Origin of the sequence: Pseudomonas sp. NPDC089395 (assembly GCF_044749525.1) — a bacterium.
GTDB lineage: Bacteria > Pseudomonadota > Gammaproteobacteria > Pseudomonadales > Pseudomonadaceae > Aquipseudomonas.
Genome location: NZ_JBIVID010000002.1, coordinates 107584 through 127195, shown reverse-complemented (window position 1 = coordinate 127195; position 19612 = coordinate 107584). Strand labels below are relative to the sequence as shown.

The window sequence follows — 19612 nt, the reverse complement described above, 5'->3', positions numbered from 1 at the left end:
CCTAATGAGCTGGTTACCAATCCCGCTCAATAATCCTCAACTCGTTAAGGAAATCGCTATGACTACAGTTGCAGTTGTCTACTTCAGCGGATATGGCCACACGGCCAAGCAAGCAGAAGCCGTTCATGCAGGGGCCGCTTCCCTTGCGAGTGCTAAGCTCTTCGCAATCGATCCAGAGGGCAACCTGCCTGAGGCAGCTTGGGAGGAAATCAACGAAGCGGACGCGATTATCTACGGCAGCCCGACCTACATGGGCGGGCCAGCATGGCAGTTTAAGAAGTTCGCCGATGCTTCCTCCAAGCCTTGGTTCGGCCAAGCATGGAAGAATAAGGTTGCAGCTGGCTTCACGAACTCCGCGTCTGTGAATGGCGATAAATTCTCGACTATCGAGTACTTCTGGACGCTTTCCCAGCAGCATGGACAAATCTGGGTAGGTACTGGGCTAATGCCTGCGAACACCAAGGCTCATGGCCCTTCAGACATCAACTGGACTGCTGGTTTTGCGGGCGCCCTGGCGGTCTCCCCATCTGATGCGTCTCCTGATGAAGCCCCACGTTCCGGCGATTTGGAGACAGCGAAGCTGCTAGGTAAGCGCGTAGCTGAGATCGCTGCGAAGCTGTCCTGATCATCATCGGCTTGGTTTGTGCTTTATGGCGGGCCAAGCCGGCTTATTTCGGCTAGCGTTGACGAGTGCCCGCATCTCAGCGGAAGGGTTGACGAAAAAGCATGGGGTCTCATGATGCGTAAGAGAATTTTTGCCGTAATCCCACTCACCCTCGCCTGCTATTTTCTGGCTGGTGCAGCTGCTCAGGCCTCCCCCTCCGACGATGCAGAGCAAAATCGTCGGCTTGTTGTAGATTTTTACAATGACTTCTTTAACAAACACCAGGTAGCAGAAGCGTCCAAAGTAGTAGATTCGTCATACAAGCAGCACAACCCTCAGGTGCCTGACGGCAAGGCCCCCTTCGTGAGCTTCTTTACAGACTATTTCAAGAAAAATCCAGGCGCGACTTCGCAGATCGTACGTTCAGCAGTCGATGGTGACCTAGTCTGGTTGCACAATCACTCAAAAAGCGGGCCCTCTGACAGAGGTCGTGCGATCGTGAATATTTTCCGCGTCAGAGACGGGAAAATTGTCGAGCACTGGGACGTTATCCAGGCGGTACCAGAGCAGGCAGCAAACGGGAATTCCATGTTCTGATTTGGGATTCATGTCAGCGCTTGATAGCCAGGTAAGAAAGGGGCTACAGAACGCCGGCGTTCGAGGGTTCGGTAGCCCTCGCTACCTGCTCCCCAGCGACACCCTCAAAGCCGCCGGCCAAAAGCTCTGCAGTCTGCCCTTCGCGCTAGGCCAATGTTGGGAGAAAAACAAGGAACTCTTGACTGGCGCCGTTTTAAGGAGCGATTACCCTGCCCTTCAAGCCGAGCCAGGACGAGTTTTCGATATCCTGCTCTTCATGGAGCAAGATCCGAGCAGGAAGCTCATCTCACTCTGAAGCGGGTGTTCCTTCACGCCGGAGCGCGCAGGATTTGTGAGGAAGGCAGATCTCGCCGCTTATCTCTTCTGCGTTGTAGCGAAGACATGGACTTTGACTGCACAGTTCTCATGGCCTAGTAGTCGATAGCGTCCGCGGGATGGACACCTCAACTCACGCACCGAAAAAGCCTCCCGAAGGAGGCTCTTGGTATCAGGCTTCTTACTGAAGCCAGCTTTCCACAGTGTCCGAGCCGTACTGGCTTTTCCAAGCTTTCAACACTGAGTGGTTCCCGCCCTTGGTTTGAACGAGCTCGCCGTTATGCGGGTTTTTGTAGGTTTTCGTCTCCCGCGGTTTGCGGGTACCGGTGGTGCTTGCAGCAGCGTTCACCTGACGCAGGCCAGCCTGCGGATCCAGGATGTTGATGACCTCTCTCAAACTGTAGCCATACTCTCCGAGAAGGCCGCGCAGTTTGGTTTCAAACTCCATTTCTTGCTTAAGCCCATTGTCATCTTTCATGGCTTCCAGTTCAGCAAGCTGAGCTGCGAGCTGCTGTTCAAGACGACGGTATTCGGCGAGGCGAGACATGTGTGAATCCTTTGATGTACAGGTACGACAAGACTACATGTGGGACGAGAAAAATGCGAATTTCGACAGCACGCCGAGGTTGCGTAGCGGTATCTGCAACCTAATCCCGAACCGAGGCTTGACCGATAGCGAAATAGACAAGTGAATGTCACCCAATGGTCGTGGACAGAGCCAGCTGACGAGATCGTGATCTCAGGTTACAGTTGTGTGTAGGCAGTGAGTAGCACTGTGCCGAGAGCTCCTGTGGCTCTAAGGTGCATTAGAATCCACAGGAGCAGTAACAAGCGGACTTATTTGTTGCCACGGTACCATGCTGCGGTTTGATCCAACGCACGAGCGAAACGACTGATCAGCTGATCGATCTCGGTTTCTGAAATGATCAGCGGCGGACAAAATGCGATGGAATCGCCGATAGCTCTCAACACGAGTCCATTTTCCTGCGCTCGAGCTACAAGATAACGACCAAGGGTTCCAGGCTCACCGAACGGAGCCTTTGTGTCTTTGTCAGCAACCAGTTCGACCGCCCCGATGAGTCCTACACCACGCACGTTCCCTACGAGTTCATGACTCTCAAAACCACGCAAGGCTTTTTGTAGCAGTTGACCCATCTTATCAGCACGCTCAACCAGACCCTCCTCCTCTATGACGGCGATATTCTCCAGCGCAACGGCCGCAGCAACGGGGTGACCGCCACCGGTAAATCCATGCGCGAACGTGCCGATGACACTACTTTGATCAGCAATGCCTTCGTACACACGTTGGTTAATTAAAACGGCGGAAAGAGGTTGATAAGAAGATGTGATCTGCTTAGAGAGAACCAGGATATCTGGCTTGATGCCATACGTCTCGCAGCCGAACATAGAACCCGTACGACCGAAACCGGTGATTACCTCATCTGCGACGATAAGAATGTCATACTTGCGGCATATGCTTTGGATCTTTTGCCAATAGGTTGCAGGTGGAATATGCACACCACCTGCTGCCATGACAGGCTCACCAAAAAATGCTGCAATTGTTTCAGGCCCCTCTCTCAGGATTACTTGCTCAAGCTCATCCGCTAGCCGATCAGCATAGGACTCCTCTGATTCACCGACTCTCATGTCCCGATATAGAAGAGGGCCATTGACATGAATAAAGCCCGGTAGCGGCAAGTCAAATGCTTTGTGAGTTGTAGGCAGTCCAGTGAGGCTCGCGGCAGCAACCGTAATTCCGTGGTACCCGTTTTTTCGTGAAATAATTTTCTTTTTTTGCGCTTGGCCCTTTGAGTTATTGAAATACCAAACAAGCTTTACCGCAGTGTCGTTGGCTTCGGAGCCAGAATTGGCAAGAAAAACCTTGCTCATTGGTATTGGAGCAATCTGCAGCAATTTCTCAGAAAGCTGAATGCAAGGATATAGCGTTTTGTTGATGAACTGATGGTAGTACGGAAGTTTATCTAGCTGTTTCGTTGCAGCCTCAACCAGTCGCTTATTGTTAAATCCAACAGCGACACTCCACAAACCTGACATTCCTTCTATGTAACGTTTGCCATCAGAATCAATCACGTAAATTCCATCTCCGCGCTCAATCATCAGAGCACCTTGTTCGGCATGAACTCGAGCGTCCGTGAATGGATGAAGCTGAGTCTGCATGTCTATCAAGTGCAGATCTGACATCTGATCCAAAGACGAGTTAACCCCTACTTTACTCGCAAGCATATTAGTCACCTGACTGATGGGAAAATTATGGCTGAGTGATATCACTGGCACCAACCATGCTACTCATGCAGCATATCAGTGATGCCGTGTTAATTATTTATAACTATTTGATGAAAAATTAAATATCCATTTTGCGAACACTGTGGCGGCCAACCCAGTGTTACAGTGTGATTCTGCGCCACAGCTTAATCGTCGCAACGGGCACGATGTAATGTCTGTCGAGGAGTCTCATAAAAGATTGAGCGATATTCGACGGAGAATCGGCCTAAATGGGTAAAAGCATAGGCTAAGGCGCATTGAGTAATCCCGGTTGGACGATGACATATCAGATCGCTGTGTACGGCATTTAGCCTCGCGATCCTAAGCCACTTCAAAGGAGTTACACCAAGCACTTCGCGAAAGGCGTACTGAAGGATACGAAGGCTCACTCGGGCACCTTGGCACATGGTTTGAAGGGTGGCTGTGCTTAAACCCTCCTCTTCTGCTGCATCACAAGCATCATTGACTATGCCGAAGCGATCAGTTCGCCAAGTCCGCGCGCTCTCGTTCTGGGAGCTTTCACATAGAGGCGACGCTAGCGAATCGAGCAACCGTGCTGACGATTCCGAGCAGAAATCGTCCGATAGCTCGAACTGCGATTGATCGAGCATATCCAGGGCCATTGCTTGAAATCCCTCCGGCAGACTGAGCGTCCGAATTTTTGAGACAACCACACCTAGGCCAAGCCTATCTAGGTGCTCCGCCAGCGTATCAGCAGCAACGACGAGTACCAAAACATCAGAAAACTCCGAAGACATCACCCGATACCGGCCAGACGAGTTCATCAGGCCAGAGCCGTCTTTGAGATCTCTCCGCCAATCCAGATGATGTAAGCCGTGTGGATTGATCGGGTGCGAGACTGCATAACTCCTAGCCGGAAGGCTGCCGGCTTGTTGAACCGCAGTGTTCATGCGCTCCCGTGCAAGCGTCAAACCGTCCAACCTGAGCTCAGTCACCGAACCTTCAAACCGCCCAGGAGAAAGCTGGGTGTACTTCTGATCCCAATTCCCAAGCAACCTAGCCTGATGAACCACGTCGTAGGATCGGTACTCGACTAATGATGGCATGCTGAGCACCTCTTACTGTTTTGAGCAACCACTCATCCAATTACCCCAGAATCGTGTGCCTCGGCAAGCCCCACGGAGAACCGTGGGTATCTGGCAATTCAAAACTGATACGGCCGACGAGCAGCGTCCATATCGGCCCATTCGTTGATGCCTGGCGGCTAGCAGGTGATTCCGCACGCTACCGTAGCAGCGCCTTCGCTTGAGTTTCACTTGCACCGGTAGCGGTGTTCTTTGGGCTGCGTGTCTGTCGGATTATTCCGACCGCCATGATGCACAGCGTCAAGCCGCCTGTTGAGAAAATAACTGATTGGTAATCTGGGCTTAGCATCATCATCACCAAGCAAATACTGATGAAGCTGATCACCGCCCAAGTGAGCCACGGATACATCCACATTTTCATGGGTATCAGGGTGCCCTGCTCCTGCAATTTACGTCGCATCCGTAATTGCGAAAATGCGATCACCAAATACACCAGTAAGGCGGTCGAGCCGGTAACGTTCATCAGCGTGTCTAGAACGTCCTTGGGGCGCAACGCCTCGCTAAAATTCATCAGAGCCAACACAACCGGCACTGCACATGACGCCAAGATTGCCCATATTGGTGCGCCGTTCGCGTGACGAGTGCGCTTGAGTACCGAGGGAGCATCACCTCGGACAGCCAGTGAAAACAACATCCGAGAGGCTGTGTAATGAGCCGACACAAGACAGCTACTTACGGAAGTCAACACCACAAAATTCATTAGGTATTCGGCACCCGGTACCCCCAGCAGCTCAAGCGTACGACGATATGCACCGTAGCCTGACTCGCCCAGGAACGGATCATTCCAAGGCACCAAGCATACGATCAGAAAAATGGAGCCTACGTAGAACAATCCTACTCGCCAGATGACCGATTTGGTGGTTTTGGCGATTTGTTCTTGAGGATTTTTAGACTCAGAGGCCGCAATGGTCGCGATCTCAGCGCCTAAAAATGCAAACATTACCCCAAGCATTGCACCAACAACTGCTCCAACACCGTTCGGCACGAATCCATGTGCGGTCAAATTGGCAACTCCGATTACCTCACCACCCCGCCAGACGTGCATAGCCGCCAGGGTGCAGATAGCAAGAAAACTGCAAATTGCCACCACCTTTATGAGAGCGAACCAAAACTCCATCTCGCCAAAATGCCGGACATTGAAGAAGTTCACACTCATTAGAAGGAGAGTAATTCCCAGCACAAATGCGTTCATGCTAATCGCTGGAAACCAGCCGTGGAGGATTTTGCCGGCAACATAAGCTTCCCATGCCATTATGCACACCCAACTAAGCCAGTAGAGCCATCCAATCGTGAACCCTGCCCAACTTCCGATAGCTCTATCGGCATATGTTGAAAACGAACCAGTGTCGGGTGAGGTTGTAGCCATCTCGCCTAGCATCCTCATAATCAGCATCATGAGAATGCCCCCGGCAAGGTAAGCTAGAACGGCAGCTGGCCCGGCATTATGGATTACGCTTCCAGAGCTAACGAACAATGAACCACCAATTACCCCTGCGATTGACATCATCGTCAGGTGGCGCGGCTTGAACCCTATTCCAAGTTGGCGACCAGCTTTTGCAGTCCCCTGGCTACTCGATTGTAGATCTGCTTCTGACCAGCTCATATTTTCCACCATATAGAAAATTATCGGATACAGGAGCTAGTCGTCCTTGATGAGCACCCGAAATAGTCAAAATCAGCACCAAACATCTTTAAAGACTGAATGGGGCGATGGCAGATTCATAAGCTTAACTGGCAGCAGAAATTATTGTTTTAATGTGCTTATTCTTATTCGCTTGCGGTGACGCGCTCAACAGCGTCTGCAGCTCGTACATGATGGTCGCTGGGCGCTCAGAAAAACTATCCAGATTGCGAATGCAGGCAGCCCTGGAGGCGTGTTCGGGATGACCGAGACGAGGGCTAAAAGTGGGAGGAAACTTGGACGGACAAGGGCGCATTGCTCAATCAACAATCTGCTCGCTGCCCAGCTTCACCGAGCGGCGCCTATCGCGGTAGCAAGCCAGGACGCTCCGGAATTACGAGTAACACATGATCAATGAAACCGGGGGTGGAGTACCCAACAGCTTGGTGCTCTCTTCTACCACCCAGGCACCCACCGGCCACACGACCTGAAGCACTAACAGAATTGTGAAGGTCAGGAAGGCACGAAGCAGGTACTCATGAGTCATCTTGATGCCGGTTACCTTCTCGTTGACCAGTGCGTAGTTGTGCAGGACGGCGCGAGCGAGCTGCTTGGCTAACCCCGCTCTGGGCGAGCTTTCTTTCCAAGTGGAGGCTAACTCTCCTGGGCCCAGCTGGGCGAACCCTGCAACTTTCAGCGTTCTGAACGCCCAGGCCCCCGCACTCAGCAAGAAGGCGACTGCAAACGCGAACAGCATAAGCCCCATGCAGCCTAGCCATTTGCTCGACTTGTCACTCCACAGCGTCGGCAGCAGCGAGACCAACACGGGTATCAGCGCCGTGATGGCCGCGAGGTAAATTCCTGCCTTAGCGTCAGCACCCTTGCGGCGGTCAACCTCTGCATCGAAGAGTCGCCTAGATTCCTCCAGCACCACTTCGCTATCGGTCGTCCAATCTCCATCGCGCACTGATGCAGCAATCTGCTGCTTCCACTCTGCATCTGCGGCCTGTTCAATAGGGGACAGAGGGATGACTGTCGGCCACAGCCAGCGGAGCCGTTCTTTAAGTTTGAGCAATGCTGTTCACCGTCAGCTCGTCTACGATCGCTGAAGCAATTGGGTAGCCAGTTAGATTCTCGATCCAGGCCCACTGCCCGTTCGGGTTGATCTCCAAGAACCACAATTTCCCCGCTCGATCACAAATCAAATCGATGGCCCCGTATCGGAGGCCGAGGCGCTTAACAAGCTTCACGCATTGACGCTGAACACGAGTCTCAAGAACGATCTTTTCGTGGCGAAGGTCAGGCCGACTACCCTTGCGCCAGTCAGTTTCTGTTTCCTCGTTATCTTGCGACCAGATCGCCGTTGCGAAAACCCGCTCTCCCACGACAGTCACTCGGATATCGTATTGCTTGAGGATTTCTGATTGCACAATGAATGGAGTCAGCCTGATTGAGTCCGCCTGATCATCCTCAATCTCAGCGAGTCGGGATGTGAAGATGACGCGCTCCGTCTCGCCTTCAAGCACCGCTTGGCGCAGGGGCTTGCCAACGGCATTGCCGAGCACAGAAATGGCCCTAGCACATGAGATGTCGTTCGTGATGAATGCTTGTGGTACGTGGAAGCCCATCTCCTGCGCGAGGAGGAGCTGCATCGGCTTGTCTTCAGCCATGAAGATCTTCGTAGGTGAATTCAGCCACAGCCCCTCCAAGCGGGAGTAGAGGCTTTTGAGAAAGCTGCTCCACTCTGCTTCGGCGTAGGCCCGCTCGCCAGGATCTGTGACCGTGTCGGATACAACCGGAGCTCCAGGCCTACGGAAATAGGCCCCAGTTATCTGCGACCCACGAACAACCACCCCATCCAGTGAAATAGACCAAGCGTCCCGAGGAAATCCCGCCATCGAGCACAACGCTTGGGGCAATTGCTCGGTATTGAGGCGGACAAAAGGCTGATCGCGCCGGCGAAGTTCAGCAACCACGTAGTCCATCGTGATATCCCGGCGATTTGTCACCAACAGCAGCATGATGCGCTTCCAGGTCAGTCTGAGTAGTAACGGGTGTCTAAGCCGAACGTAGGATCACCATTGTCATCGCGCTCCAGCTCGACGTTGGTCTTCGTGATCAGCTCGAGGATGTGGTTGGCATTGCACCGATCATCTCTCTCAGTGATCGCATCAGTTTTAGTCACGAGCTGCAGCAGATGGTTACTCGAATCGAATTGGTGCAGGTGGTTGGAGTCATCCGATTGACCTCGATAAGGACTGGGATCGTCATCATCGCTTTCGACCTTCTGATAGGTTTTGGTCAGTAACTCAATCTGCCAGCACGCCTCATCATCTTGCTCGGCGTTGACCTTCGTCTTGGTCATCAGCTCGTTCAGGGCACCGTTGGCGATGATCGGGACTTCACCTTCCGGAGCCTGAACCGCCCACATTTGGAGTTCAGAGGAATAGAAACCAGGTATGGTGTCCTCCCCTGTTCTTGGCGTCGCAAATCGAGATAGGAATGGCGAATTCTGTAGAGCTCCCAAGCTGGCGTCTCCTTTGCCGGGCAAGTCGCGATAGACGAGAATCAGCCGACAATACCATTTGGCCAGCATAGGGGTAAATGGAAGGTAAGGACTCGCACACGAGCATGTAGCTTCGACTTAGCGCGCATCGTGCTCAAGAAATCCTCAAGCTTTCACCTGACATGATTCACAACGCAGCTGCCGGGCTAGACCGATGGCGATTGTCCGCAACACGCAAGGAGCCCTTGATCATTGAGCTCGAGGTGTAATTGCTTGAGCATCGCCGGCACCTATACAGTTTTTTGGAGATTGTGCCGCAGTTAATTGACAGTGATACGATTTGGCCTTGCTCAAACGCTACAAGGAAGCAATTCAATGGCCTTACTGGACGAGATTTGGCATGAGATCCTCACCAAAGAAGATGCTGAGGAATCCATGTTTGTTTGTGTGGCCTGCATTGGTGACACTTGGCTCAAGAAACAGGCCTCCAAACGTTCGGAGGAACAGTCCTGCACCTGCTGCGGCTCCTCAGTGCTCAAGGCGCTCACCTCTAAGAAAATCGCAGACACGATCAAAAAGCACCTTTCCGAACATTTTGCCATCGACCATGGACTTCACCCAGGTTACGAGATGGGGCTCAGTCGCATAATTGGTATTGCCATCCGGTGCGAATCGGAAGCCGTATGTAATGCGGTGGCCGAACGGCTCATTGATCCTGATGCTGATGAGGAAGATTTTTACTTCAACGGACAGGAGTATTGCCGGGTATCAAGCCCGTTTGAGTCTGAGGAGCACGAGCGATGGTGGGTCGAAGGTGATTGGACGCGTATAGCTGCTGAACTGGTGCATGGTCGCAGGTTTTTTAATACCAATGCCAGCATGTTTTTCGAGTCCCTGATTTTTGAAGCGATGCGAGCAAGTAGCCGCGAAAACCCTGATGTTGCTGCTGTCGTCAAGGTTGCCCCAGAAGCCACTCGCTTTTATCGAGCTCGAATTGCCTCCACGCATGGTCAGCTCCTTGCATTTCAAAATGATCCTGCTAAGGAGCTAGGAGCGCCCCCAAAGGATCGCGCTGCCAATAACCGGATGAGCCCTTCAGGCGTACCACTGCTTTATGTCGCGGCCGACGCACAGACGGGGATTGCGGAGGTACGGCCCTCGATTGGGGATAAAGTGGTGGTGGCAGAATTCGTCTCCACCCGACCGCTGGAGTTCTTTGATTTCACCGCGCTCACAGCGCTTGAGCACCAATCAATGAGCTGGTTTCAGCCTGGTTATCAGAAGCGAACTGATCGTCGGCTATTGCTTGAGTATCTTCACGACTTAATCGCCCGGCCTGTGCGCGCTAATGACACGGATTATGTTGTGACGCAAGCGCTTGCTGAATTTATTCGGTACTATGACAAACAGAGGTTTGATGGCATCTCGTTTCGCTCAGTTCAGCGAGAGGGTGGTGTTAACTATGTGTTTTTTGACCGAAGTCCTCTTGACGCACTGCAGACACCTGATTGGGTACCTCAGTTTGATCTCGTCCCCTCAAAAAAGGGTGTGTCGGTATTTGAGATCTCCCGTGTCGAGTATCACACGACCGAGCTCAGCAGTTGAGCTTCTCCTCACACGCTATTCCAGGCTCAAAGCAAGGCGACAGAAAGTGAGCAAAATCGACACCATGGGTGCTCAAGGCCTCTTTCTGAATTTCACATCCGCCCATGCCACATCATCCTTATCTAGATCTAGCCGAACTGAACGGTTCAAGCTTGGGTTCGGGATCCCAGCCACGAGGAGCCAGCCCCTGCCGGGGCAGTAACGGCGATTGAGTGTACGCATCATAACCTTGACCTTTGACAGATAGGTCACACTCCCCCGTGCAAGGCTGGGATCATTTCAAGGATCACTTCGTGGCCCAGTTCAGGTACGCCGCTGACGAGCTGAAACCTCTGCACTAGCCAGCCAGAAGCTCTGGCCGGCTAGACCTGCATACGCTCTCACCACCTTCCCTGCCCGACCTTCATGAATCTTCCTCCAGCCCCGGTCGACTGGCCAATCCAGAAAGCCTGTCTGAGAGCTCTCCGTGGTTGGGCCGACTTGCCAGCCTTGAAGAGAACGAGCAACACGCTGCCCATTGATAGCTCAAAACGGCTACGCTGCATCCAAAGAAATAGGTCGCTGGCATAGAACGTCCAATTAAACGATCAGGGTCTGGCCATTCCTGTAAAGCTGGTTCGCTGCCACCGCATTTAGCATGAAGGAATTATCATGGAAGAGCATTTCATGTACGCACGTTTCTGGCGCTGCGCCCTGCAGGTTAATCCCTTCTCGTACCATGCCGCCTATCGGGGCGCCGATCTGGCCATAGACGAAGCCGCCTACAACCAAGCATTGCTTGAGCAGTGCCAGGAAACTGGTGTGAACGTGATTGGCGTGGCAGACCATGGAAGCGTGGCAGCGGTCGATGCATTGCGTCAGGCACTGACGCCCCATGGAATCGTGGTGTTTCCGGGCTTTGAAATCGCGGCCAGCGACAAGACCCATTTCGTCTGTTTGTTTGACGAAAACACATCAGTGCAGTCGCTAGAGCGCTACCTGGGCAACCTAGATCTTCTTGATCCTGAAGAACGAATTTTGCCCTCTCGTTTAGGCTCCATTCAGCTAATCAACAAGATCGAGGAGCTTGGGGGCTTCATCTATGCTGCGCACTGCACGCAAGACAGCGGCTTGCTGAAACATCGGCTGCAACACGTCTGGAAGCATCCTGCTCTCAGAGCGGCTCAAATCCCGCATTCGGTGGAAGCTCTTGAAGGTGAAGATGGCGATTTCTATCGTCGCGTACTTCTCGGTAGGGACGCAGCCTACCGACGGGAAAGACCAATGGCGCTCATCAATGCCAAAGACGTCGCGAAGCCTGAAGACCTCGGTAAAGCCAATGCAACCTGCTTAATCAAGATGACCCGCCCTACCTTCTCAGCTTTCAAGGTGGCCTTCCTGGATCCGGAGTCACGCATAAGGCTGAATTCGACTCAGGTAAAAAGCCCGATTGGTCGCCTGCTCAGCTTAACTGTGACGGGTGGGTATCTTGATGGGGTGAAGATCAACTTCTCAGACCACTTAAACACGGTCATCGGCGGTCGAGGTACGGGAAAATCAACACTGCTGGAGTGTGTGCGCTATGTCCTTGACTGTGCCCCGAAGGGTATTCAAGCCCGGAAGCTGCACACAGAAATCATCAAGGAGAATCTCAGCCGTGAAGGAGGACGAATCGAGCTGAGCTTGGTTTCCTCCTCGCAAAACGGTCGGGGCTATACCGTGAGCCGTCGCTACGGTGAGCCTCCCGTGGTTCGTGACGAACATGGCGACGTGTCCACCATGTCACCTGCTGACCTGATGCCAGCCATCGACATCTTTGGGCAAAACGAGATTTATGAGCTTGCCCAAGATCCATCCAGCCGCATTCAGTTGCTCGAACGGTTCCTACCCCAGGAGGGCGAATACAGACACAAGCTGTCTAATGTGCAGGGCCGACTAAAAGCCAACCAACAGAAGGTCTCAAAGGCACTAGCGGACATCGACGATCTCTCTTCTCAGGTTGATCGCCTGCCCAACCTAGAAGAGCAGCTACGGGGCTTCGAGGATCTCGGCGTCAAAGACAAACTGGCCAAAACCTCTCTGCTCGCCCGAGAGCGAGAGATGGCCAAAAGCGCCAAGCAGGCATTGAAACAGGTCGAGACTGCGATTCCCACCTTCGTTAGTCACTTCCCGGAGCTTTCGTTTATCAATGATGAGGCCCTCAAAGGCGTACCGGACATTGATGTGCTACTGACCATGCGAGCGTCACTGGAGAAGCTCACTGAGGACTGTGCGGTGCATCTGAAGGCCATGCAGAGCCTTGTAGACGAAGCAGTCCAGTCATTCGATGCTGCGCATCGCAACTGGGAACAGTTAGTCAAAGGGCATGACACCGAGCTTGAAAAAGAGCTTCGCGCCCTGCCTGACATGGCCGGCAAAAGCGGTCAGGAAATCGGTGCGGCGTATCAGCGTCTGCAGCAAGACATTGAAGGCATTAAACCCTTGAAGACGAAGCTGCCTACACATCAGGGGCAGCTGGATGATCTTCGGCAGGAGCGCCGCAACCTTCTAGCAGAGTTGTCCGACCTCAGAGCAGAGCACATTGGCGCGCTGATCGGAGCTGCTAAACAAATGAGCCGGCGGCTCAAAAAGAAGCTGAAGATAGAAATCGTCCCGGATGCTGATCGGACGCCAATTCGTGACTTTCTACTTGCCTGCAAACTTGAAAACGTCGGCGAAAGGCGGCTGGCCTGGATCGAAGAAGCAACAGGCCTATCTCCTTCCGCACTCGTGAAATCCATCGCTGCAGGGCCTGGCGTTGTTTGCCTCGAATGGGGAGCCACGCCCCTGGTTGCTGAGGCGCTTACCAAACTGCAGCCCTCACAGATCATGGAGATGGAAGCGCTGGATCTGGAGCACCGTGTAGATATTTCCCTCAACGTCGCTCACGACGATGTAGAACCGGTATTTAAACCCCTGACCAAGCTCTCGACTGGTCAGCAGTGCACGGCCATTCTTCACATGCTCCTCCTAGATAACCCTGACCCATTATTGATGGATCAACCGGAGGACAACCTGGACAACGCCTTCATTGCGGACAGGATCGTGGCGGAATTACGCGACGCTAAGACATCCAGACAGTTCTTGTTCGCCACTCACAACGCCAACATTCCAGTCTTTGGTGACGCGGAATGGATTGGCGTCTTTACGGCAGAAGAGAATCGCGGCTCCTTGACCATGGAGGCTCAGGGTTCCATTGATGTACCCGTCATCCGTGACCAGGTAGCGAAAATACTAGAGGGTGGTCGGGCGGCGTTCATTCAGCGCAAGGAGAAATATGAGTTTTAGGGGTTGCGAACAGGGGCATCGGTGCGCTCAGGGACTTGCAGCTTCATACATTTCGCCACTGCCCTAGGTAGCATCGGCCGTGAGTGTTCATTTTCTTGCTGCGTGGAGACCGGGACTGGCGTCCTGACCATCTCATATCCTAATGACTCGGAACGTCTGGTCACATGAACGCTTATCGATCCGCGACACCGTCGGAGTCAGGCATCTGCCCAACCCTTCCATATGCCTGGTTGCGCATTATCGAGTCGCCTTCGTCCTCGAACATCACGCTCCCCCATCGAACGCGCTTCATATGTGCTAGCTGAGCGAAGAAGCAGTTTTCGCAAAGGTGCACTTTATAGTTTTCCCCGCAGTGCGCTGAGCCCTTGCCCCATGACGCATGCATCGTTCCAAACTGCAGATCGCCGGCTGGAACGCGTGTTGATTCTCCACACATGTCACAGAAAACGTCTGTGACCTTACCTGGGTCGGTCTCGCCTGTGATCCTCACCTGCTTTTCCTCACGCCGCTGTCATGTACTGAATCACTCGAACGTGAGCTCATCTGCCATCTTCAGTGTTGGGCCTTCGAACCCCCTCTCGCACCATCTGCCGCCCAGTCGCAGACAACGTATGTGCTGTTGCGGGTGCGCGCGACTACGTATCCCTGGAGATCTTCGCAACTCACGATGTTGGAGGTGCGAATCGGATCGCCATCATCAAAACGCCGCTGGCGGTCACCGAAGACGACCCCTCTCAGGAAAAGCTCATGCGGCCCGTACTCAACCGAAGATAGGTACGCCGTGACCTCTAAATCGAATTCGAACTGCATCGCCTTGGCTACCGTACTGGGCATGGCTGATGGCGAGACATCGACAATCTTGGACGTGGAAAGCGGCGCTCGCCGTTTAACCATGTTTTACCTCCTATGCTGTGACGCCCGCGGAAGCTTACACACGAGGTGCCAACCTATGGGCTGACCAGCAACAAGCGATTAGATGTGCGCATGCTAGCCTTGCAGCAAGTTAAATTTGAGGAACGCTGCAATTGAGCAATCCACCTGTTGCTGGCTACTACGAAATTCTTCTCACTGCTCCCGACTTCTCCGACGACCCGATTGGTGCTCGCCAGAGTCAGCGCTGGCAACTGATCGTTGATGACATTCGCTGCAGCGCATCTGAAGGTGAACTGCGCGAAGCCCGGGGCAAAGCCGAAGGCTACATTCGTGGTCTGGTTGATGCCGGTCATCTCTCCAACAACCGCATTCGTGATTACAAAATCCTGAGTAGTATCCACCGACGCCGAACCCTGCTGTTGGAAGCTTGATCGCAGCATCGTTCATCCAGCGCACGGAAGCGTCTGGTTATGGTGTTGGAATCATTTCCCCTATGAGCGCTCGTAAGCTCGCCCTTCCCAATCCCCGCTTGAAGGACGTCAGCACAAACTCTCCCTCAGTCGTCGTGATCACCCAGTAACGCCCTACCTTCTTCAGATGCTCGATGCTAGACGTCTGCAGGATGTGCCCATCCGCCCGTTGGTCAAACTGCCCCGGATCGGTGTGGCAAAAAACGATGCCTACAGCGCGCTCGGACGCGATGAAAACATCGCTCAGGTAGCCTGTAAAGGGTGACGGGTACCTGAGAGACATCGCCCGTAAGATCCTCTTGAGCTGAAAATCCGAGAGCTCTTTGACGTGGTATTCAATGACGACTTCATCTGACATTCGTTGTTCCTGCTCCTACTTCTAATCCTGGTGCTCTACCGAGAGGACTGTCCCACGGCAGATTAAATCTCGATGGTGAAATCCGGCGAGAAACCGGTGCGCTCGCCCGGATACCCTCTTGGGTTCGATACGAGTCGGCAGCCGGAAATGACCGTGTCGACCGCGTGATGCGTGTGACCAAAAAACCAGACATCAGCCTGAGCGACCAGGTCATGCCACTCGTTGAAATACGCAGCACCAAGATGGCCCACGTGTCCATCACCAGCCACTTCCTGTATCGGGCAGTGGTGAGTGATCACAACCGTCTTTCCCTCAAAGTCCTTAGCGAGCTCGGTGGCAAGAAAATCGCGAGCGGTAATGTTGCGAGCGATGAGATCTACAGGTCGAAGCTTCCTAAAACCCTCCCCGCTCCGGATAACCTTAAAGTCATTCATGCACTCCCAACAATCGTATATCGCCGCTTTGTAGTCGCCGGTTGAGGTGAAGTCTGTCCAGGCGGTGGTAACCAGAAAGCGGGTATCTCTAATGACCAGAGATTCATTTTCGAGGACATGCACATGCTCCTCCGCAGCCTCCTTCATCTTTATGAGCGTACGATCCAGGTGTCCGCCTTTGTAGTATTCGTGGTTCCCGGGGACGTAGATGACCGGGCAAGCGAAGGTCTGGTTCGCCCAGGTCACGCCCTGACCGCGCACTGAAATGTCTCCAGCGAGCACCACCAAATCGGCGTCGACCTGGGGCGGCTCGAAACCCCGAAATTCCAAATGCAAATCTGAATACACCAAAACCTTCATCAGCTCTCTCACGCTCCGAGCGGCATTGTATGGATCGCTTCTCCAAGGCTTCACCGAAGGGAAGCCGGGCTAGCTCTGGGATTGAGCTAGGGACGCAGTGAAAAAACCGTGTTGAGGGTAGAGCGCTTCCTGCAGCCATCACCTAACAGAAGGTAAACCGTGCTCCTGGTTTCGAACATGCATGGTTGGCTGTGCGAGATCCCGAAGTTGCTACGCACCCAATGCCCAGGGGCGAATCGATTGCGACTGTCGAGGACTACTTCATGTGCAAAGAGCACCAAAGGCAGTACCGCCTCAGATTTCAATCGTTCCAGCTCTGCCTGTGAGAGTTGCAGATCGGCAACGATCCACTTACGCACCAAGCAATACGGCTTACCTGGGTGATACGCGTCAGCGAGCTCTATCAGCGCGCCATCGTCACCCTCCCATCCCGAGACAACCTTCCCTTGCCCGTAGAAAAACTCACTCACCTCTTCCAGCGTGACAGCCATGGTCAGACCTCGTCGCTGCTGAAAACACGACCTGTATCTGTAACGAACTCATAGATAGGAGACCTCTCGCTGCCGCCGCGGATTCGGATCTCAGACAGCGGCTCCATGTAGCAACCGGTCTTACGCAGGGCTAGTGGCGGAATCACGTACACCCTGTGCACGCTTAGGAGCTCCGGTGATCCGTTTTCCCACAGCGACTTGATCCTTGATACGTCACACACAAGCTGTGATGTAGCGCCAAGGGCGCCTGCATCGAAACCTACCCCTTCGACTAAAAACACGTAGGTGCAGCGGCTTAGGTTGATCGATTTCCAGAATAGGACTTCTGAGTCCTCAATCCTGAACCTCCCTTGGAGCTCATCGCTCTTCGTCAAAAACACATTTCTTCCTAGCATTGCTGGTCACATGAAAGGCACTCCCTACGACGGGATAGCCCACACGCAACGGTCACTGAAGGCCATACTTCCGACCATGATCGTCATTTTTTGCCATTCGTTGGCTGGAGGCCGCTAGCGCTAGCCTTAGACTCCACGCGGGTTGCGAGACCCAAGGTGGCCATCCTATGCACGCCATGAACTATATGTCATGGCGTGCATATGATCAATATGGCCTTATCCTCACTTTTGAGGATTCGACATGGTATCGAGGGAAGCCCTCGCAGCAGTGCTGCGTCTCGCGCGCGCCAGCCGCGGGATGTCTCGTGATCAGCTGTATGCAAAGATCAAGACCAAGATCGAGCCTCGCCACCTACAGCGTCTGGAAAACGCCAAAACTGGCGTTACATTGGAGATGTTAGGCAACATCGCTGAAGCGCTGTGCTTCGATCCGATGGCTTTGTTAATGGTGGCCTCAAGCTATGATGGGCGGTTGTCCATCGGGGAGCGTCGTGCGGATCTGAAAAAGGAAATTCAAAAGCTTGATGCTCTGGGGATCGTTGCAGACATGCCAAAGCACTTCTCAGATGGCAAGCTAGTGAAGGAAAAAGCAGGATGGAGCCTTCCTGATAGCATCATCCAGGAAGCGTTGAAACTTCGGGATAAGGGTTTCAGTCAAAGTGAAACTGCTAGAGAGTTAGGAATTCATCAGACGACTGTTGGTAGAATTTGGCGTAAGGCTCAATGACTGGTAGGCGCTGCAATAAAAACACGACCGCGATGACTATTAATCAAAAAAAACAAAATTTGTTCCATCTATAAATCAAGCCGGAGATTGTTATTGGCGCCGCAATAGTGCAGAGCGCAGAGAATGTTTTTATTTTTACTCAACACAGAGTAATCCCAACGTTGAAGGCGCACTTGCAAAGGTTGCCTGCGGCGGGAAACGCAGTCTGGGATACTCTCTGCGAGCGCAACATCTGGATTCTCCATGAACATGAGTGCATCCCAGTAAATATAATCCCGGTGTCGCCGCGTACTTTCGTATATCTTCGGCGCAATATAGCTAGGGTGATCGCCATCATTCCTATAATTCAAGACCAATGTGCGACAATTGATCTCCTTGAAATGACGTAATACACTCCATATCCGATAGAAATCACCAATCAACTTATACATTCCCACCTGAGCTTCGCATACGAGCGTCTCGCCCCGTCCGTAAAACCTTTCATTAAATGATCTCGAATGGCTATTTTTTTCATGCAGCAAATCCCAGGGCGAAACACCCCACTGCCTAGAAAAGGTAATTAAATAAGCCATTACACAAGGGCAGGCACCTTCAAGATCTAATGTATACCAAGCACTTGTGGTTGCACGAGCGAGTCGCGCGAAGCATTTCTTATGATACTTTATATAGCGACGAAAAATGTAACGCCTTATAGATTTAGCTGTCGCAATCACATCAAGAATATCAGCGTGCGGCTGCATCGCCCGTATGGCGTCCCGGATCATAGTCCGTATTCCGGGAAATCGAAGAAAATCATGAAAGCGCTTTTCCCAGACGAGCTTCGATCGAGGAATTATGAGTATTGTAAATGGCGGGTCTATACGCGGCGAAGAACCACCCAACAGACAACCGCCTGCCAAATAATTAAATACTGCTTCTTCATCTTGCAACTGTGACGGTATTGCGACCACAATTTCATAAGCTCCCTGCCCAATCAATTTCACCGCATGCTTTACCCAGCCTCTAAATCCTTCGCACCATTCCTCCATTTCAACCATATGATTTTTTTGAAGCCTCTCCGGCGATACAATATCAAGGACTATTTTCATGTGCTCGCACGCTTCTGCTGCGCCTGCAAATCCTTTCTTAACCGGCCATCTTCTGTGCAAAAAATCTGAACAATTCTGACAATACTGCAGAGGTAAATGATGCCATGGACAGTGAGAAATGTGCTCAAAGTAGAACACTACAGAATGATATCCGTATTTAATACATTCCGGGCAATGTCTAATCCTAGGTCGCGGCCTCATTTCTAATGTTTCCCGCTCCCACGTCCGTGGCAAGGGGAACCAACCATCAATATACGAGTATTTAAGTTCATCGCTCCCAAGCCCACATGCTTTTTCTACCGCCCAATGAGGAACATGTTCACCATCCCACCAGCGATTCGTGTCGGTGACCAAGCCCCCAGGCAAACCTATTAGATCGCGAACGTCTTCAAACGCAAATATATGATTCCATTTCATCAAGTGAACAAACACAAGCCAGGACGACTGATATTTGAAGGAAGGCCGGAGATATG

Annotated in this window: 18 protein-coding genes; 6 read left to right on the top strand and 12 right to left on the bottom strand. The window is 52.6% G+C overall.

Translation table 11 applies throughout. The features are described 5' to 3' along the window. Window positions 1-58 precede the first annotated feature (58 nt). Window positions 59-625 carry a flavodoxin family protein gene (locus ACIPZG_RS05585; protein ID WP_400639531.1) on the top strand — a complete coding sequence of 189 codons (567 nt, stop codon included), beginning with the start codon at window positions 59-61 and terminating at the stop codon, window positions 623-625. A gap of 114 nt (window positions 626-739) precedes the next feature. Next, window positions 740-1201: an ester cyclase gene (locus ACIPZG_RS05580; RefSeq protein WP_400639532.1), complete on the top strand. Its 462-nt coding sequence runs from the start codon at window positions 740-742 to the stop codon at window positions 1199-1201. 496 nt (window positions 1202-1697) lie between these two features. On the opposite strand, the gene ACIPZG_RS05575 is transcribed toward ACIPZG_RS05580, so the two are convergent. From ACIPZG_RS05575 to ACIPZG_RS05545, 7 genes are all read right to left on the bottom strand, one after another. After that, window positions 1698-2063 (bottom strand): histone-like nucleoid-structuring protein, MvaT/MvaU family, encoded by a 366-nt coding sequence (locus ACIPZG_RS05575; RefSeq protein ID WP_400639534.1) that lies wholly within the window; start codon window positions 2061-2063, stop codon window positions 1698-1700. Window positions 2064-2353: 290 nt separating this feature from the next. Beyond that, window positions 2354-3760, bottom strand: a complete 1407-nt coding sequence (locus tag ACIPZG_RS05570; protein ID WP_400639535.1) for an aspartate aminotransferase family protein — start codon at window positions 3758-3760, stop codon at window positions 2354-2356. A 185-nt stretch (window positions 3761-3945) separates the two neighbouring features. After that, complete coding sequence (locus ACIPZG_RS05565) at window positions 3946-4866, bottom strand: helix-turn-helix domain-containing protein (RefSeq protein ID WP_400639536.1); 921 nt, start codon at window positions 4864-4866, stop codon at window positions 3946-3948. A 178-nt stretch (window positions 4867-5044) separates the two neighbouring features. Next, complete coding sequence (locus tag ACIPZG_RS05560; RefSeq protein WP_400639537.1) at window positions 5045-6508, bottom strand: amino acid permease; 1464 nt, start codon at window positions 6506-6508, stop codon at window positions 5045-5047. Window positions 6509-6920: 412 nt separating this feature from the next. After that, window positions 6921-7601 carry a hypothetical protein gene (locus ACIPZG_RS05555; protein WP_400639538.1) on the bottom strand — a complete coding sequence of 227 codons (681 nt, stop codon included), beginning with the start codon at window positions 7599-7601 and terminating at the stop codon, window positions 6921-6923. Continuing rightward, the gene (locus tag ACIPZG_RS05550; protein WP_400639539.1) at window positions 7588-8547 is read right to left on the bottom strand and encodes a hypothetical protein; all 960 of its coding nucleotides are present in this window, start codon (window positions 8545-8547) and stop codon (window positions 7588-7590) included. Before ACIPZG_RS05550 ends, ACIPZG_RS05555 begins: the two co-directional genes overlap by 14 nt. A 14-nt stretch (window positions 8548-8561) precedes the next feature. Then, window positions 8562-9053, bottom strand: coding sequence for a hypothetical protein (locus ACIPZG_RS05545; RefSeq protein ID WP_400639541.1), 492 nt, complete (start codon window positions 9051-9053; stop codon window positions 8562-8564). Window positions 9054-9407: 354 nt separating this feature from the next. Here ACIPZG_RS05545 and ACIPZG_RS05540 point away from each other — a divergent pair, with 354 nt between their 5' ends. Together ACIPZG_RS05540 and ACIPZG_RS05535 are read left to right on the top strand one after the other, a co-directional pair. Beyond that, on the top strand, window positions 9408-10637 hold the full coding sequence (locus tag ACIPZG_RS05540) for an RES family NAD+ phosphorylase (protein ID WP_400639543.1): 1230 nt from the start codon (window positions 9408-9410) through the stop codon (window positions 10635-10637). Window positions 10638-11288: 651 nt separating this feature from the next. Next, on the top strand, window positions 11289-13943 hold the full coding sequence (locus tag ACIPZG_RS05535) for a TrlF family AAA-like ATPase (protein ID WP_400639544.1): 2655 nt from the start codon (window positions 11289-11291) through the stop codon (window positions 13941-13943). A gap of 552 nt (window positions 13944-14495) precedes the next feature. Here ACIPZG_RS05535 and ACIPZG_RS05530 read toward each other — a convergent pair. Further along, the gene (locus tag ACIPZG_RS05530; RefSeq protein WP_336084875.1) at window positions 14496-14837 is read right to left on the bottom strand and encodes a hypothetical protein; all 342 of its coding nucleotides are present in this window, start codon (window positions 14835-14837) and stop codon (window positions 14496-14498) included. Window positions 14838-14968: 131 nt separating this feature from the next. On the opposite strand from ACIPZG_RS05530, the gene ACIPZG_RS05525 reads away from it, so the two are divergent. After that, window positions 14969-15247: a hypothetical protein gene (locus ACIPZG_RS05525; protein ID WP_336084873.1), complete on the top strand. Its 279-nt coding sequence runs from the start codon at window positions 14969-14971 to the stop codon at window positions 15245-15247. 37 nt (window positions 15248-15284) lie between these two features. Here ACIPZG_RS05525 and ACIPZG_RS05520 read toward each other — a convergent pair whose 3' ends face one another. From ACIPZG_RS05520 to ACIPZG_RS05510, 3 genes are all read right to left on the bottom strand, one after another. Continuing rightward, window positions 15285-15644, bottom strand: coding sequence for a hypothetical protein (locus ACIPZG_RS05520; RefSeq protein WP_336084871.1), 360 nt, complete (start codon window positions 15642-15644; stop codon window positions 15285-15287). 62 nt (window positions 15645-15706) lie between these two features. Further along, window positions 15707-16438 (bottom strand): metallophosphoesterase, encoded by a 732-nt coding sequence (locus ACIPZG_RS05515; protein ID WP_336084869.1) that lies wholly within the window; start codon window positions 16436-16438, stop codon window positions 15707-15709. 86 nt (window positions 16439-16524) lie between these two features. Further along, window positions 16525-16929: a DUF6957 family protein gene (locus ACIPZG_RS05510; protein ID WP_400639545.1), complete on the bottom strand. Its 405-nt coding sequence runs from the start codon at window positions 16927-16929 to the stop codon at window positions 16525-16527. 636 nt (window positions 16930-17565) lie between these two features. Here ACIPZG_RS05510 and ACIPZG_RS05505 point away from each other — a divergent pair. Then, window positions 17566-18051, top strand: a complete 486-nt coding sequence (locus ACIPZG_RS05505) for a helix-turn-helix domain-containing protein (protein ID WP_400639547.1) — start codon at window positions 17566-17568, stop codon at window positions 18049-18051. Between the two features lie 68 nt (window positions 18052-18119). Here ACIPZG_RS05505 and ACIPZG_RS05500 read toward each other — a convergent pair whose 3' ends face one another. After that, window positions 18120-19556 carry a hypothetical protein gene (locus ACIPZG_RS05500; RefSeq protein ID WP_400711152.1) on the bottom strand — a complete coding sequence of 479 codons (1437 nt, stop codon included), beginning with the start codon at window positions 19554-19556 and terminating at the stop codon, window positions 18120-18122. Window positions 19557-19612 lie beyond the last annotated feature (56 nt).

Coding starts and splice junctions, on each gene's coding strand:
- ACIPZG_RS05510 (WP_400639545.1), bottom strand. CDS start 16,929: ATGGCTGTCACGCTGGAAGAGGTGAGTGAGTTTTTCTACGGGCAAGGG.
- ACIPZG_RS05530 (WP_336084875.1), bottom strand. CDS start 14,837: ATGGTTAAACGGCGAGCGCCGCTTTCCACGTCCAAGATTGTCGATGTC.
- ACIPZG_RS05575 (WP_400639534.1), bottom strand. CDS start 2,063: ATGTCTCGCCTCGCCGAATACCGTCGTCTTGAACAGCAGCTCGCAGCT.
- ACIPZG_RS05535 (WP_400639544.1), top strand. CDS start 11,289: ATGGAAGAGCATTTCATGTACGCACGTTTCTGGCGCTGCGCCCTGCAG.
- ACIPZG_RS05520 (WP_336084871.1), bottom strand. CDS start 15,644: ATGTCAGATGAAGTCGTCATTGAATACCACGTCAAAGAGCTCTCGGAT.
- ACIPZG_RS05515 (WP_336084869.1), bottom strand. CDS start 16,438: ATGAAGGTTTTGGTGTATTCAGATTTGCATTTGGAATTTCGGGGTTTC.
- ACIPZG_RS05500 (WP_400711152.1), bottom strand. CDS start 19,556: ATGAAATGGAATCATATATTTGCGTTTGAAGACGTTCGCGATCTAATA.
- ACIPZG_RS05505 (WP_400639547.1), top strand. CDS start 17,566: ATGGTATCGAGGGAAGCCCTCGCAGCAGTGCTGCGTCTCGCGCGCGCC.
- ACIPZG_RS05540 (WP_400639543.1), top strand. CDS start 9,408: ATGGCCTTACTGGACGAGATTTGGCATGAGATCCTCACCAAAGAAGAT.
- ACIPZG_RS05560 (WP_400639537.1), bottom strand. CDS start 6,508: ATGAGCTGGTCAGAAGCAGATCTACAATCGAGTAGCCAGGGGACTGCA.
- ACIPZG_RS05570 (WP_400639535.1), bottom strand. CDS start 3,760: ATGCTTGCGAGTAAAGTAGGGGTTAACTCGTCTTTGGATCAGATGTCA.
- ACIPZG_RS05585 (WP_400639531.1), top strand. CDS start 59: ATGACTACAGTTGCAGTTGTCTACTTCAGCGGATATGGCCACACGGCC.
- ACIPZG_RS05580 (WP_400639532.1), top strand. CDS start 740: ATGCGTAAGAGAATTTTTGCCGTAATCCCACTCACCCTCGCCTGCTAT.
- ACIPZG_RS05565 (WP_400639536.1), bottom strand. CDS start 4,866: ATGCCATCATTAGTCGAGTACCGATCCTACGACGTGGTTCATCAGGCT.
- ACIPZG_RS05550 (WP_400639539.1), bottom strand. CDS start 8,547: ATGCTGCTGTTGGTGACAAATCGCCGGGATATCACGATGGACTACGTG.